The 13367-nt window shown below is 48.5% G+C and carries 19 protein-coding genes; 18 read left to right on the top strand and 1 reads right to left on the bottom strand.

Annotation, left to right across the window (positions count from 1 at the left end; translation table 11 throughout):
- The first annotated feature begins 295 nt into the window (after nt 1-295).
- The 15 genes from P1P89_14330 (at nt 296) to P1P89_14260 (ending at nt 9788) form a co-directional block, all read left to right on the top strand.
- On the top strand, nt 296-871 hold the full coding sequence (locus tag P1P89_14330; GenBank protein MDF1592690.1) for a rubrerythrin family protein: 576 nt from the start codon (nt 296-298) through the stop codon (nt 869-871).
- A gap of 130 nt (nt 872-1001) precedes the next feature.
- Entirely contained in the window at nt 1002-1376 is a 375-nt protein-coding gene (locus tag P1P89_14325) for a desulfoferrodoxin (GenBank protein MDF1592689.1), read from the top strand.
- A gap of 290 nt (nt 1377-1666) precedes the next feature.
- Nucleotides 1667-1825 (top strand): hypothetical protein, encoded by a 159-nt coding sequence (locus P1P89_14320; GenBank protein ID MDF1592688.1) that lies wholly within the window; start codon nt 1667-1669, stop codon nt 1823-1825.
- A gap of 72 nt (nt 1826-1897) precedes the next feature.
- Nucleotides 1898-2335 carry a flavodoxin domain-containing protein gene (locus P1P89_14315; protein ID MDF1592687.1) on the top strand — a complete coding sequence of 146 codons (438 nt, stop codon included), beginning with the start codon at nt 1898-1900 and terminating at the stop codon, nt 2333-2335.
- A gap of 506 nt (nt 2336-2841) precedes the next feature.
- Nucleotides 2842-3195, top strand: coding sequence for a cytochrome c3 family protein (locus P1P89_14310; protein MDF1592686.1), 354 nt, complete (start codon nt 2842-2844; stop codon nt 3193-3195).
- 13 nt (nt 3196-3208) lie between these two features.
- Complete coding sequence (locus P1P89_14305; protein ID MDF1592685.1) at nt 3209-4177, top strand: NAD(P)H-dependent oxidoreductase; 969 nt, start codon at nt 3209-3211, stop codon at nt 4175-4177.
- A 133-nt stretch (nt 4178-4310) separates the two neighbouring features.
- On the top strand, nt 4311-4472 hold the full coding sequence (locus P1P89_14300; GenBank protein ID MDF1592684.1) for a rubredoxin: 162 nt from the start codon (nt 4311-4313) through the stop codon (nt 4470-4472).
- 192 nt (nt 4473-4664) lie between these two features.
- Nucleotides 4665-5849, top strand: a complete 1185-nt coding sequence (locus tag P1P89_14295; GenBank protein ID MDF1592683.1) for a flavodoxin domain-containing protein — start codon at nt 4665-4667, stop codon at nt 5847-5849.
- A gap of 6 nt (nt 5850-5855) precedes the next feature.
- Complete coding sequence (locus tag P1P89_14290; GenBank protein ID MDF1592682.1) at nt 5856-6047, top strand: ferredoxin; 192 nt, start codon at nt 5856-5858, stop codon at nt 6045-6047.
- Nucleotides 6048-6174: 127 nt separating this feature from the next.
- On the top strand, nt 6175-6933 hold the full coding sequence (locus P1P89_14285; GenBank protein MDF1592681.1) for a hypothetical protein: 759 nt from the start codon (nt 6175-6177) through the stop codon (nt 6931-6933).
- Nucleotides 6930-7745, top strand: a complete 816-nt coding sequence (locus P1P89_14280; GenBank protein MDF1592680.1) for a 4Fe-4S dicluster domain-containing protein — start codon at nt 6930-6932, stop codon at nt 7743-7745. The genes P1P89_14285 and P1P89_14280 overlap by 4 nt, the downstream gene beginning before the upstream one ends.
- A gap of 75 nt (nt 7746-7820) precedes the next feature.
- On the top strand, nt 7821-8294 hold the full coding sequence (locus P1P89_14275) for an NUDIX hydrolase (protein ID MDF1592679.1): 474 nt from the start codon (nt 7821-7823) through the stop codon (nt 8292-8294).
- Nucleotides 8295-8304: 10 nt separating this feature from the next.
- Nucleotides 8305-8457 carry a hypothetical protein gene (locus P1P89_14270; protein ID MDF1592678.1) on the top strand — a complete coding sequence of 51 codons (153 nt, stop codon included), beginning with the start codon at nt 8305-8307 and terminating at the stop codon, nt 8455-8457.
- A gap of 65 nt (nt 8458-8522) precedes the next feature.
- Nucleotides 8523-9065 carry a nitroreductase family protein gene (locus P1P89_14265; protein ID MDF1592677.1) on the top strand — a complete coding sequence of 181 codons (543 nt, stop codon included), beginning with the start codon at nt 8523-8525 and terminating at the stop codon, nt 9063-9065.
- A 6-nt stretch (nt 9066-9071) separates the two neighbouring features.
- Nucleotides 9072-9788 (top strand): LysE family transporter, encoded by a 717-nt coding sequence (locus tag P1P89_14260; GenBank protein MDF1592676.1) that lies wholly within the window; start codon nt 9072-9074, stop codon nt 9786-9788.
- A gap of 32 nt (nt 9789-9820) precedes the next feature.
- On the opposite strand, the gene P1P89_14255 is transcribed toward P1P89_14260, so the two are convergent.
- Nucleotides 9821-11077 (bottom strand): nucleoside transporter C-terminal domain-containing protein, encoded by a 1257-nt coding sequence (locus tag P1P89_14255; protein MDF1592675.1) that lies wholly within the window; start codon nt 11075-11077, stop codon nt 9821-9823.
- A 217-nt stretch (nt 11078-11294) separates the two neighbouring features.
- Here P1P89_14255 and P1P89_14250 point away from each other — a divergent pair, with 217 nt between their 5' ends.
- From P1P89_14250 to P1P89_14240, 3 genes are read left to right on the top strand one after another with little or no spacing between them, the layout of a single operon-like run.
- Nucleotides 11295-12935 carry a SagB/ThcOx family dehydrogenase gene (locus tag P1P89_14250; protein ID MDF1592674.1) on the top strand — a complete coding sequence of 547 codons (1641 nt, stop codon included), beginning with the start codon at nt 11295-11297 and terminating at the stop codon, nt 12933-12935.
- Complete coding sequence (locus P1P89_14245; protein ID MDF1592673.1) at nt 12932-13189, top strand: NAD(P)-binding domain-containing protein; 258 nt, start codon at nt 12932-12934, stop codon at nt 13187-13189. The genes P1P89_14250 and P1P89_14245 overlap by 4 nt, the downstream gene beginning before the upstream one ends.
- Nucleotides 13141-13362 (top strand): NAD-binding protein, encoded by a 222-nt coding sequence (locus P1P89_14240; GenBank protein MDF1592672.1) that lies wholly within the window; start codon nt 13141-13143, stop codon nt 13360-13362. Before P1P89_14245 ends, P1P89_14240 begins: the two co-directional genes overlap by 49 nt.
- Nucleotides 13363-13367: the final 5 nt, after the last annotated feature.

The raw sequence follows: 13367 nt of genomic DNA, 5'->3' as shown, positions 1-13367 counted from the left end.
CAATTTTCTTTATGGGGCTTGATACTATATGTTAAAAACTGCTGCTCAATGTCGTCCTAAAAGAGCCGCACCCAAAAAATTATAAACAGTTTAAACTGTCTATAAAAAGTGTTAACGCTATCCGGTGCGAATAAATAATTAACTAAAACAGTTGGTTATAATAAAAATACCCATTTAAATTCAAATATGTACTTTTCTTTAAATGCCACATGTGTTAGGAAGATCCTAAATGATAACTAATATTAATAGGTGAAATCTATTAGGGATCCATATTTCAATCTGAAAGGAGAAAAACATGGGGAAATTGAAAGGATCAAAGACTGAAAAAAATATCTTAGCGGCGTTTGCCGGTGAATCACAGGCACGGAATCGGTATACGTATTTCGCCAGCCAGGCCAAGAAAGAAGGATATGTTCAAATGTCAGCCATATTTGAAGAGACTGCAAACCAGGAAAAAGAACATGCCAAGAGGCTATTCAAGTTTCTTGAAGGCGGTGATGTTGAATTAAATGCAACCTTTCCGGCCGGGATCATCGGATCTACCCTTCAAAATTTAAAAGACGCGGCTGCAGGGGAAAATCATGAACATACAGAAATGTATCCGGGATTTGCGCAAATAGCCCGTAAAGAGGGCTTCGAGGAAATCGCTGGGGTAATGGAAGCGATTGCGGTTGCTGAAAAGCAGCACGAGAAAAGATATCTTGCCCTTGCTGCCAATATTGAATCCGCTCGGGTTTTTAAAAGAGCCAAAAAGGTTGTCTGGCGCTGCCGAAATTGCGGCTATCTGCATGAGGAAACTGAGGCGCCAACAGAGTGCCCGGCATGCGATCATCCTCAGGCGCACTTTGAGCTGCTTGGTGAAAATTATTAGGGTGGTCTGATCGGTTCGGATGATTTGCTTTGAAAAAGAGCTGAATATTCGAAACCGCAATCATTTCATTGAATTGTATTTGGAGCGACGCTACATCAATCAAATTATTTTAGCATGAAAGGAGTAAAAAATGGCTGAAAAATTAGAAGTTTATAAATGTGAAGCATGCGGAAATATCGTGGAAGTTCTCCATGGCGGCGGGGGTGAGCTGGTATGCTGCGGCGAACCGATGAAGTTGATGGTTGAAAATACCGTTGATGCCGCTAAAGAAAAGCATGTTCCTGTCATTGAAAAAGTCGATGGCGGCGTAAAAGTCAAGGTTGGCAGTGTTGCCCACCCCATGGAAGCGAAACACTTCATTGAATGGATCGAGATAATTGCCGACGGCAAGGCTTATCGTCAGTTTTTAAATCCCGGAGAGGCCCCTGAGGCAACTTTTAAAATTAGCGCCCAGAAGGTTGCTGCCCGTGAATATTGTAACCTACATGGGCTCTGGAAAGTGTAAGGTCGAGCGGGTTTATATCCGACCGGCCCATATGGATGGCTTCTATGCCTCCATAAATTATTTGTGTTGAATCCGGTAGAGCTCCCTGTCTGCGGATGTCTGCGGACTGCGATTTTCTGCTAAATTATTGCACATCGGAGAAGACACAGGCATCTGCAGTTCGGCTGAACACCACGGAATTGTTTTTATAAATATTCGGTCAGAACTGGGGGAATCATCGTCAATTGCGGGAATTTTGTACGTCCCCCGAAAAAACGCTATTGTTAGTAATTTCGGTAGCAAGGAGGCATATGATGACCATCTGGAAATGCAAAAATTGCGGTTACACACTGAATGCCGAGGCGCCGCCTGAACAATGCCCATCCTGCAAGGAAAAATTTGAGTTTATTGATAATACCTGCTATACGCCGGACTGTACGGCAGAGGGTGTTGACAAGAGAATCGGATAGCGGACGCGTGATATTTAGGGTGATCATTAATCGTGTATAAAGATGTTATACGTTTTTTAGGGAGGTGCTGCGATGGCGAAAGTTCTTATCGCGTGTGCGACCAGGACCGGGGAAACACGTCAGATTGGCGAATTGATTGCCGAAGGGTTAAGGATCGCTAATGTCGGCGCTACTGTCGTCAATGCAAACAACATAAAAACCGAAGTGGATTTAAAAGGCTATGATGCCTTTGTTTTTGGATCGGCAACTTACCATGGTGACATGATGGAAGGGATGAAGAAGCTCCTATTTATAGCGGAAAAAGCAGGACTTCAAGGAAAGGTCGGCGGGGCGTTTGGCGCTTTTGGCTGGAGCGGTGAAGCCCCTGATCGCATTTTTGATACGATGAAACACATTTTAAAGATGGATATGGTCAGCAGTGCATTGCGCCTAAAGTCCAGCTCAATCGGCGGAGGCGTCCAGATGGCACAAGATTACGGGCGTGAAATCGCAAAAAAATTAAATCCCTGATTCGATTATCAAAAAGCTAAACTTTTTATATTTGGAGGAGATTATGTCGACCCCTCAACATTGTCCAGGATTTCAAGATTTCAAAAATCTCAAGACTTTTACATGCCGGTGTCCGGAGTGTGGAGCAGAAAAAGAAATATTTTCGGATGAGTTCAACCGTGAGCATGTCTGTGGAAAATGCGGGAAAAAAATAGACTTTAGCCAGTGTACGCTGGAAGGGCAATCCGGCTAAAAAAGAACGGATTCTCCACACAATTTTAAATCGGTTTATCAACCCATATAGGGTTTCCCTTGTCAGGCAGTATCACGTAATGCCCAAACAAGTCCGAAATTACGGCCGATCGTTTAGGGCCCTTTACCGGGTTGTCTGACGAGCTGCATCGATGGGTCAAAGCCGTTTGATTGTCGGTGACGGACTGCCTGCGAAACGCTCACGGGGTTGGGCCGTTTCATTGGTCATAGCATTGAGGATAGAGACCGTTTAATAATGAAAGGCTTTTAGATTTATGCAATCGTTCACAAAAAAAATGATTCTCTTTGTGCTGTTGATTGTCTTGGCAACGGGCATTGCGATGGGTGCTGCCGAAGGTAAGAATGGGGCAAAGGAAATGGTTTTGTTCGGCGGAAGTCTCGGGGATGTTCCTTTTCCTCACCACCGTCATCAGGCGGCTTTTAAAGATTGCAACAATTGCCACAACCTTTTCCCTCAAACCGTCGGCGCCATCCAGGAATTGAACAGACAGGATAAGCTGAAAAAGAAAGAAGTCATGAATCAATGTACGAAATGCCACAAGGAACTCGCCTCAACTGATAAAAAGGGCGGTCCGGTTAAATGCAAAGAATGCCACCAAAAAAAATAACAGGGTTAAATTCATGTTGATGCTCGGATTACAAGGGAGCCCCCGTTTGAAGGGGAACACCAATTATCTTCTTTCAGCGTTTATGGAAGAAGCCCGGAAATTTGGCGTGCAGACGCATGTTATCCAGGTGTGCAAGAAAAATATCGAACCCTGCAAGGAGTATATCGTCTGCGAAAAAAAAGGGTTTTGTCCGATAGATGACGATATGAAGCATGAAATTTATTCGCTTCTGCGCGAGGCTGAATTTGTCATTGCAGCCACTCCGGTATTTTTTTACAACACAACCGCCCAATTGAAAGCACTCATCGATCGGAGTCAAACTTTATGGGCCAGGAGATACAAGTTGAAACTGGTGGATCCCGGCAGCAAGACCCGGCGGGGGGTATTGCTTTCCGTGGGGGCGACCAAGGGGAAAAATCTTTTTGAAGGGCTGCACCTGACGGCAAAGTATTTTTTTGACGCCATTAACGCCAGCTATGAAGGGGGTCTGACTTACCGGCAGATCGAGCAGCCGGGGGATATGGAAAAGCATCCAGGCGTTGATGCCGACATTAAAAATACGGTCGCCAGTCTCGTAAAGCCGCTATTGGGAAGGCCCCGGGTTCTTGTTTTAGGACGTGAGAATGCCTGCCGAAGTCAAATGGCGTCTGCGTTTCTCCAGTATCAAGCCGGCGATAAAATAGAGGTCCTGTGCGCCGGGACAGAACCGGGCGAAAAAATCCATCCGGTCATGGAAAAGGTAATGCAGGAAAAAGGGATCGATATGGCGTTTCGCCGCCCGAAAGGGATTCAGGAAGTATCAACCGCTGAACCGCCGGCATTAATTATTGATTTGGATGAAAAAACAGGTTCCGATATTTACCCCGGGGTGGAAAGACAGGTGTGGCATATTCCTTCCGCTTTAGAATCGTCAGTTGAGGCGATGGCTGAAATCAGAGATAAAATTGAGAAAAAAGTGGGAGATATCATTCAAAAATTTTGATGGTTGGATCGTTGCTATTTTAGGCGATTCCATATATAAAATGACTCATTCACGCGTTTAAGCTGTGGATGGTTTCGATTGCAGACAGTAGCTATTCTGGCAATAACACATCATCAGAGAGGAGGGTGAACGGATGGATAAGTATGTATGCACAGTATGCGGTTATGTTTATGATCCCGCCCAGGGAGACCCGGACAACGGCGCTGCCCCCGGAACAAAGTTTGAAGATCTTCCCGCTGACTGGGAGTGTCCGGTCTGCGGTGCTTCAAAGGACGATTTCGAGAAGGAATCTTAATATCCGGGGACGATTTTGAAAACATGTTGATGTAATTTAATTGAACGACGATGCCCTTTTCTGTCATAAGGAACCAATGGACAAAAAGGGCATCTTTTTTTAAAAATGATGGATGACTGGACTGTTAATTATCTATCCTGCAGCAATCTGCGGGGTACAAGACCCTAAAAGAGAAAAAATAGAAGGAGAGAAATGAGACCGGTTGAAATAGCAAAAGGAATTTACGATGTCGGCGTTATTGATTGGAATATTAGAGATTTTCATGGATATTCCACCTATAGGGGCACCAGCTATAATGCCTATCTTATTTTAGACGAAAAGATTACGCTGATTGATACCGTTAAAAAGGAATTTGCCGATGAACTCATTGAAAATATTTCCAGTATTGTGGATCCAAGTTCCATTGACTATGTTATCAGCAATCATACCGAGCCGGACCATTCCGGCGGACTCGCCCGGATCATGCATCGGATCGGAGAAAATAAACCACTGTACTGTTCCAAGATGGGAGCAAAGAACCTTGCCTTGCACTTCCCTCAAAAATGGAATTTTAAGGCTGTTGAGAGCGGCGAGGAGTTGAGCCTCGGGCAAAGAAAACTGACATTTCTGGAGACCCGTATGCTTCATTGGCCGGACAGTATGTTTACCTATCTGCAGAACGATAAAATACTTTTCTCAAGCGATGCCTTCGGGCAACATTATGCCGGCCAGGAAAAGTTTGACGATGTCATCGGTGATGCTATCATGCCCCACGCCAAAAAATATTTTGCCAACATCCTGCTGCCTTATTCCAGTCTGATTTTAAAACTGGTTGAGCAGGTTACAGCGTTGGGGCTGGAGTTTAACATGATCTGCCCGGATCACGGCGTCATCTGGCGGCAGGATCCGGGCAAAATCATTCAGGCCTATGTGGAGTGGAGCAAACAGGCGCCTGAAAAAAAAGCAGTGGTTATTTACGATACCATGTGGCACAGCACCGAAAAGATGGCCACCGCAATTACGGCCGGGCTTATTGACAGCGGGGTTACCGTTAAACCCATGCACCTGAGAAAGTGGCACCGCAGTGATATCATGACCGAAGTTATGGATGCCAGGGCCGTTATTATCGGCTCGCCGACCCTGAACAACGGCCTGTACCCCACGGTCAGCGATTTTCTGACCTACATGAAAGGACTCAAACCCAAAAATAAAATCGGAACGGCTTTCGGTTCGTATGGTTGGAGCGGCGAAGCCGCCAAACTGATCCTCAAAGAAATCGAAGCCATGAAGATGGAGATTGTTGCGCCGGAGTTAAGACAGCAATACGTGCTGGATACGGCGGGAACGGAGGCCTGCTTTAGACTGGGGACTAAAATCGGCCGGACGATTTTAGGATAGAAACGCATGAAAAAGCCTATCGTTGAGCTGAGTGACTGTATTCTTTGCGAAGTCTGTGCGGCGGTGTCTCCTGCCGTTTTTAAGCTTAACGATGCCGGCTTTATTGAGGTAACAGAATTAGCGGTATATCCGGAAGATGAAGTCGACGAGGCGATAAAAAACTGTCCGGCAGATTGTATTTTCTGGGATAACTCTTGAATAGGCGCCCGTCCGTCCCACAGCTGCTCGTAACAGGCGCTTTAGTCTCGTATCATTAAACTCATTCCGGGGCAGAGTAAAAGGCCGACGGCAACTGCATTTTAATCGGGATACTGTTTGAGAGAAGATGATGGGCAGCGAAAAAATTGGCGGGCGCAAACTAAAACAGAAGATCCAGAGACTTTTAACACAGGATGACGTTGAGTCTGCCCTAATCTCCCTTACCCAGCTGCCGGCCAGGGAACTCATCAGCCCGTTGTTTTCTTTTTTTTACAGCAGGGACGAGTTGACAAAATGGCGGGCGGTGACAGCCGCCGGGGCGGTGGTATCCGGGCTTGCCCGAACGGACATGGAGTCCGCCCGGATTGTGATGCGGCGTCTGATGTGGAATTTAAACGATGAGTCCGGCGGGATCGGATGGGGATCGCCGGAGGCAATGGGTGAGATCATGGCCCGCCATCAAGGATTGGCTCTGGAGTATGCCCACATCCTGGTGTCTTATGCCCGAAAAGACGGCAACTACATTGAGCATGAATCTCTCCAGCGCGGGGTTTTATGGGGACTGGTGCGGCTGGCACAGGCATACCCGAATTTTTTGAAAGAAGCCGGCGCCTTTCTCCCACCCTACCTGGATTCAACCGACAGTGTCGTTCGTGGGTCGGCAGCGAAGCTGTGCGGAATTCTTCGGTTGGATTCGACCCGGGCCGCTCTCGAAAAGTTAAAGGAGGATAAGACTGCCATCCTGCTTTTTTGCAATGGGGTGATCAGCGCGTATCAAATAAACCGGATCGCTATTGACGCACTGTCACGAATAGATCCAAAAGGGAATTTTTCGCCAGCAGGCAGGACCGATAAGATAAAACCTTGCGGAGCGACGGATCGATGAAATGGACCGTTGATGCTGAGGCCGCCATAAAGAAAGTTCCTTTTTTTGTTCGAAAGCGGGTGCGGGCACGGGTTGAAAATGAAGCTGTTGCGGCAGGGAAACAGATTGTGTCGCTGGCACAAGTAAAAGCAACACAGGCGCGCTTTCTATCGAAAATGGATTCTGAAATCAAGGGGTACCAGCTGGAAGGCTGTTTCGGTCCCGGCGGGTGTCCGAACCGCGCCAATCCAGGAGAGCAATTGCTTGAAAGGCTTGAAGCACTTTTACAAAAAGAAAATCTTTTAGAGTTCCTCAGGGAACAGGTAAAGGGCGATCTTAAATTTCATCATGAATTCAGAATCACACTGGCGGACTGTCCCAATAGCTGCTCCCAGCCCCAGATCAAGGACATCGGCATTATCGGGGCATCTTCTCCACATCTTTCGCAAGAACCCTGCACCCGATGCAATGCCTGCGTGGCGGTGTGCAAGGAAGACGCCATTCAAATAGACGAAGATGAGGGACGACCAGAAATTGATTTTGATAAATGCCTTTACTGCGGTCAATGCATCGCAATCTGTCCAACCGCTACTATTACAACGGACCGTAAGGGATACCGTGTGCAGCTGGGCGGAAAACTCGGCCGGCACCCCCGGCTGGCCAGAGAACTGCCGGGCATTTTCAGCGAAGATGACGTGGTTGCCATCGTCGAGGACTGCATCGATTTTTATAAACGAAACAGCCGAAATGGAAAACGATTTGCGGAAATTCTCACACCGGCAGCGTTTGAGAGCCGACGGAACCGTTACGGCCGAAGGACGGTGGATGGATAGAAGTCATTTAAACAGCGATGTTCCTGGGAAAAACCGGCATCCGGCACGGATCATCCAAGCAGCGGTCTTAATTGTATGAAGAAAGCAATTTCTATAAAGAGCACGGAATCACCATCAAAACAGCATACGATTTATCCCACCCGCCCCCAGGTGGCTGTAGGGGCGGTTGTCTTTAAGGATGATGGGGTTTTGCTGGTTCGGCGGGGCCGGGCGCCGGCCAAGGGCTTGTGGGCGATCCCCGGCGGGAGCATGGAACTCGGTGAGACCCTGCAGGCGGCCGCCGAACGAGAAATTTTCGAGGAAACCGGTATCAAGATCCGGGCAGGGGAACCTGTTTTTACATTTGATGTCATTGAAAAGGACAACGACGGCCTCATCCGTTTTCATTATGTTATTGTGGACATGATAGCCGACTTTATCGGCGGCGCATTAAGCCCCGGCGACGATGCCGTTGAAGCACGCTGGGTTTCGGCACACGCGTTAATCCGGCTGGATGTCAGCCCCAGGACCCGTCAACTCTTAAAAGAGCGTTTCGGGTTCGGCGGTTGATTTTAAAGGAATGACGGAACCGGGCCATGCAAAACGATCGCAAGAGAATGAACTGCTCTATGCGTTTCAGTCGCTCAGAATTATTTTTTACCAGGAACGCAAGCAACGCCGGCAGGGCGAATTTCGTCATATTGCCTCGCTGGTGGCGCTGAAGCCCTGTTAGCAATTTAAAGTCGTTAAAAAAGCAGACGTAAAAAACCAATCCATAAGCCATAAAGAGGTGATCGTATGAAAGATGTCATAGAGGTGATAAGGGAGAGGAGAAGCATTCGAAAGTACGACAGCCGCGAGGTCCCTGAGGATATTGTCATCAATCTTCTGGAAACCCTCAGATGGACGCCATCCTGGGCGAATACGCAATGCTGGGAGGTTATCTGGGTAAAGGATAAGGAATTAAGGGAAAAACTGGTAGATGCGAGTTATAAAGGAAACCCTGCCAATAAGGCGATCGTTGAGGCCCCGGTACTTCTGGCATTATGCGCGAAGCTCAACACATCAGGGTTTTATAAAGGGGAGGTGACGACCAAGTTTGGGGACTGGTTTATGTTTGATCTGGGTCTGGCCACCCAAACGCTCTGTCTATCTGCCCAAAGCCACGGACTGGGAACCGTTATTATCGGTTTGTTTGATCATAACAAAGTCAAGGATATACTGTTTGTTCCGGAGGGCTATGAAATCGTCTCCCTGATACCCATCGGATATCCGGCGCATAACCCTTCGTCGCCGAGAAGAAAAGATATCGGTGAGTTTTTACATTATAATACATTTTAGACGCTGATGATAAACGAAACAGCAGGCTTCTTTTCAACATACTGGGTTATTTTCTCTTTTTCGTTTCTGGTGGCACTGACCGGGGCAATGGCCCCCGGGCCCCTGCTGACGTATACGATTATTCAATCGGTCCGAACAGACCGGCGCGGGTATTTAATGGGCGTCTGGGTAATCATCGGGCATGCCCTGCTTGAAATGGGCATCGTTGTTTTTTTGCTGCTGGGATTTTCCTTTGTCTTAAAGAACATGATAGTGGTCCGTGTCATTGGTACGATCGGGGGGATCATTCTTGTCTGGTTTGGCGCCGGCATTATTCTAAATGTTTATAAGGGCAACATTTCCACAAGTTTTTTAGGGGCATCCAATCCGTCCGATAAAAATCCGGCTGGGCTGGAAAGAAAAGGGCTGAACAATCCGGTTATCGGCGGGGTCCTGGTTTCCATGTCCAACCCCTATTGGTGGATCTGGTGGGCCACCATCGGATTTGCCTTTATGATTCAGTTCGATATTTCTTTTCAGAATTGGCCCCGGCTGCTGGCATTTTTCGTGGGTCACGAGGCCGGAGATCTGATCTGGTATGTGTTCGTTTCGGTGCTGGCTTTTTTCGGCATTCGGCATCTGAATAAAAAAGCCTATTATATCATTCTGGCCGGCTGCGGCGTATTTATGATTTTGTTTGGGGTGTATTTGGGGGTGTTCACGTTTATGCGGTCACATATATAGAACTTATCTTTTTTCAAAATTATTCACTCGATTTAGGCCCAGAGACACCCGATAATCGCACCGGTCATCAGGGTTGCCAGGGTTCCGGCAACGATGGATTTTATTCCGAGGGCAACGATTTCCGTTCTCCGGTCCGGCGCCATCATTCCCAGGCCGCCGATCATGATGCCGAGCGAGCCGAAATTGGCAAAGCCGCACATGGCATAAATCATGATCATGCGGGAGCGGACTGAAAGCGCGTCTGCCGGGAGGCGCCCCAGTTCAAGGTAAGCCAGAAATTCATTTAAAATAGTTTTGGTCCCCATTAAGCTGCCGGCGGTGACACATTCATTCCAGGGGATTCCCATCAACCATACCACCGGCGCCATGATCCATCCCAAAATTCTTTGCAACGTCAAGGGGTGATTGTCGACCGCCGGGAGCCACCCCAGAGCCATATTGATCAGGGCCACCAGGGCAACCAGAACCACCAGCATGGCAATGATATTGATCAGGAGCTTGATGCCGTCGATGGTGCCGCTGGTGATGGCTTCCATGGCGCTGCCGGCCGCAGACGGCGCCTGAACGACCGCACTGGTTTGCAGATTCTGCGGCGTCGGGATCATAATACGCGCGATGGCGATGGCTGCCGGCGCGCTGATGATGGAAGCGATCAACAGGTGGCCCAGTGCATCCGGAATGACCGGTTTCAATATGCTGGCATAGAGTACCATTACGGTACCTGCAATCGTGGCCATGCCGCAGGTCATCATGGAGAACAGCTCCCCCCGGGATAATTGGGAAAGATAGGGGCGGATAAAAAGCGGGGCTTCGACCATTCCGAGAAAGACATTGGCCGCCGCCGCGAGGCCTTCGGCGCCGCCGACGCCCAGCGATCGTTGCAGCAGCCAGCTAAATGCCTTGACGATAACCGGCAAAATTCGCCAGTAGAAAAGCAGCGAAGACAGGGCGCTTGCAACCAGGATCAGGGGAAGTCCTCTAAACGCCAGGATATAATCGCTGCCGCCAGTGACAGCGCCGGCAAAGGGCGGACTGGCGCCACCGAGATAACCAAAAACAAAGGAGGTGCCGGCCTGGGTAGCTTTCTCGAGCATATAAACCAGGGTGTTTAGTACAATAAACACCTGCCGGGTGAAGGGAATTTTTATCAGTATCAGCGCCACAACGAATTGGGCAAAAACAGCAATACTGACTGTTTTCCATGGTATTTTGCTGCGTTTTTCTGAAAAAGCAAACGCGATACCGACCAGGGCAAAAAGTCCCAAACCGCTTTGTAATATGGCTGTCATGATTTTACCGCCCCCTGAAAATTGCGTTACAAATGAAAGTGTTTTATAATAGGCTGCCGACCGGGTAAATTGTCGAACACAGCAGGAAAGAGAGATTCGATCCACAGAACCATAAAGTTATCATATCAATAACGGCAAAAGATCGCCATCAAAATTTAGCAGTGGTTGGTAAAACCTTGATTGGGAATCAATCGCCGGAAGGGTTATCAGGGACCGTATGGATCAGCAGAAGATAAAAGAAGTTTTTCAATACCATCACGACAGCAAGCATCGCTACAACCGGTATGCCCGGTCGCCGGGGTACATGGACTGGGAAAACCAGCCAAACCCTTTCAGGATCTATAAAGGGGTAACCCCGGTGGGGCTTCCGCTTCTAAAGGCGGATCCGGCGGCAGCACATCTGGATTTATACCGGCGCCAGAACAATCAACCGCAGCCGATCGGGCTGGAAAATCTGGCTGGTTTTTTAGAGCTGTCCCTGGGATTGTCCGCCTGGAAGGGTGTTTCCGGCAACAAATGGTCCCTGCGCATAAACCCGTCCAGTGGAAACCTCCACCCAACCGAGGCGTATGTGGTGCTGCCCGGGATGGATGCTGTTAAGAGCGGTCTCTATCATTATAATTCTTTTCTGCATGCTTTGGAACCACGATGCTTTCTGCCGAGTGAAACCTGGGAAGCGGTTGAACAACGCTTTCAGACAAAGTGTTTTTTGGTTGCATTGAGCAGTATCTTCTGGCGTGAATCATGGAAATACGGGGAGCGTGCTTTTCGGTATTGCAATCATGATATCGGGCACGCCCTTGCCTGCCTGAGCTTTTCGGGAAATCTGTTCGGCTGGAAGGTGACCTGTCTAAATGAGCTGTCGGATCGACAGATTGAAACTGTTCTGGGATTTGACAAAACTCAATATCCAGATCTGGAAAACGAACAGGCGGAACTGATGTGCGTTGTGCATGACAGCCGCATCGAAGATATGCCGTGCGGGTTGACGGATGCGATTGTCGCGTTATTGTCAAAGGGCCCGTATATGGGCACCCCCAATCGTCTCAGCCGGTCCCCGGTTAACTGGGAGTTCATCTACCGCACCGCCGACCGCACCCAAAAGCCGCAAACCGAAAAAAAGACATATATTTATGGATTTCGAGGGGATTTCGATGGCAAGAAATCGAGATTTTCGGCGGCGGAAATTATCAGAAAAAGAAGAAGCGCGGTTGCTTTTAATCCGGAAGGATCCATAACCAGAGATCAGTTTCTTTCCATGCTGGACAAAACGATTCCGCGTGATCGCCGGGCGCCGTTTGATGCGGGGATATCTGAGCCGTGCCTTCAGCTGCTTATTTTTGTTCATGCCGTTAGCGGCCAATCGCAGGGATTGTATCTTTTTTTACGTACTGACAAGGATATGCAAGACTTAAAGGACCAATTAAAACCCGGGTTCTTATGGCAGCCGGTGGTCAACGGGTTTCCGTTATACCTGCTGGAAGAAAAAAATTATCGACAAGATGCCAAGATCGTCAGCTGTGATCAGGATATTGCCGGCAGCAGCGTATTTTCGCTGGGAATGATCGCCCGCTTTAAGGACGTTATCGAAACGGAACCCTATCGTTATCGGCACCTGTACTGGGAAGCGGGGATGATCGGGCAGGTTCTTTATCTTGAGGCAGAAGCCGCCGGGCTGCGCGGCACCGGCATCGGCTGTTATTTCGACGATGAAGTTCATGCGATTATGGGGCTGAAAACCGATCACTTTCAGAGCCTGTATCATTTTACAGTCGGTACGCCCATTGAAGATCAGCGGATCCAAACCCTTGCGCCCTATCATCACCTTGAAGCGGTTCAATCAAAGGAAAAAGAATGATGAAACCCAAAGTTGGATTTCTCGGCATGGGAATTATGGGGCAACCGATGGCCCTCAATATCCGGAAGGCAGGATACGAACTGATGGTGTATAACCGCACCGTGAACAGAAATGCAGCAGCGACGCGGGCAGGGGCTGCACTTGCCGAAAGCCCGAAGCAGGTGGCGCAGTGGGCGGATGTGATCTTTTTCATTTTAAGGCCGGCATGTTCAGAAGCTCAGATTTTCCGGCGCAGTTTCCGCTCAAGCACATGAGCAAAGACCTGGAGTTGGTGATGGCGGCATCGGCCGAAACCGGCGCAACTGTTCCAATCGCCCAGGCAGCAACTCGATTATACCGTGAGGCTTTGAAACAGAATCTAGGAGAAATGGATTTTGCCGCTGTAAAACTGGTGCTGGAAAGGCCGGCAGGATTTAAGAAATGTTAAAGGAA

The organism is Desulfobacterales bacterium (genome assembly GCA_029211065.1).
GTDB lineage: Bacteria > Desulfobacterota > Desulfobacteria > Desulfobacterales > JARGFK01 > JARGFK01.
This window is presented reverse-complemented; position numbering and strand designations above follow the sequence as displayed.

Bases quoted from the DNA above. Each gene is read 5' to 3' on its own strand.
- P1P89_14330 (MDF1592690.1), top strand. From the start codon at position 296: ATGGGGAAATTGAAAGGATCAAAGACTGAAAAAAATATCTTAGCGGCG.
- P1P89_14325 (MDF1592689.1), top strand. From the start codon at position 1,002: ATGGCTGAAAAATTAGAAGTTTATAAATGTGAAGCATGCGGAAATATC.
- P1P89_14320 (MDF1592688.1), top strand. From the start codon at position 1,667: ATGATGACCATCTGGAAATGCAAAAATTGCGGTTACACACTGAATGCC.
- P1P89_14315 (MDF1592687.1), top strand. From the start codon at position 1,898: ATGGCGAAAGTTCTTATCGCGTGTGCGACCAGGACCGGGGAAACACGT.
- P1P89_14310 (MDF1592686.1), top strand. From the start codon at position 2,842: ATGCAATCGTTCACAAAAAAAATGATTCTCTTTGTGCTGTTGATTGTC.
- P1P89_14305 (MDF1592685.1), top strand. From the start codon at position 3,209: ATGTTGATGCTCGGATTACAAGGGAGCCCCCGTTTGAAGGGGAACACC.
- P1P89_14300 (MDF1592684.1), top strand. From the start codon at position 4,311: ATGGATAAGTATGTATGCACAGTATGCGGTTATGTTTATGATCCCGCC.
- P1P89_14295 (MDF1592683.1), top strand. From the start codon at position 4,665: ATGAGACCGGTTGAAATAGCAAAAGGAATTTACGATGTCGGCGTTATT.
- P1P89_14290 (MDF1592682.1), top strand. From the start codon at position 5,856: ATGAAAAAGCCTATCGTTGAGCTGAGTGACTGTATTCTTTGCGAAGTC.
- P1P89_14285 (MDF1592681.1), top strand. From the start codon at position 6,175: ATGATGGGCAGCGAAAAAATTGGCGGGCGCAAACTAAAACAGAAGATC.
- P1P89_14280 (MDF1592680.1), top strand. From the start codon at position 6,930: ATGAAATGGACCGTTGATGCTGAGGCCGCCATAAAGAAAGTTCCTTTT.
- P1P89_14275 (MDF1592679.1), top strand. From the start codon at position 7,821: ATGAAGAAAGCAATTTCTATAAAGAGCACGGAATCACCATCAAAACAG.
- P1P89_14270 (MDF1592678.1), top strand. From the start codon at position 8,305: ATGACGGAACCGGGCCATGCAAAACGATCGCAAGAGAATGAACTGCTC.
- P1P89_14265 (MDF1592677.1), top strand. From the start codon at position 8,523: ATGAAAGATGTCATAGAGGTGATAAGGGAGAGGAGAAGCATTCGAAAG.
- P1P89_14260 (MDF1592676.1), top strand. From the start codon at position 9,072: ATGATAAACGAAACAGCAGGCTTCTTTTCAACATACTGGGTTATTTTC.
- P1P89_14255 (MDF1592675.1), bottom strand. From the start codon at position 11,077: ATGACAGCCATATTACAAAGCGGTTTGGGACTTTTTGCCCTGGTCGGT.
- P1P89_14250 (MDF1592674.1), top strand. From the start codon at position 11,295: ATGGATCAGCAGAAGATAAAAGAAGTTTTTCAATACCATCACGACAGC.
- P1P89_14245 (MDF1592673.1), top strand. From the start codon at position 12,932: ATGATGAAACCCAAAGTTGGATTTCTCGGCATGGGAATTATGGGGCAA.
- P1P89_14240 (MDF1592672.1), top strand. From the start codon at position 13,141: ATGTTCAGAAGCTCAGATTTTCCGGCGCAGTTTCCGCTCAAGCACATG.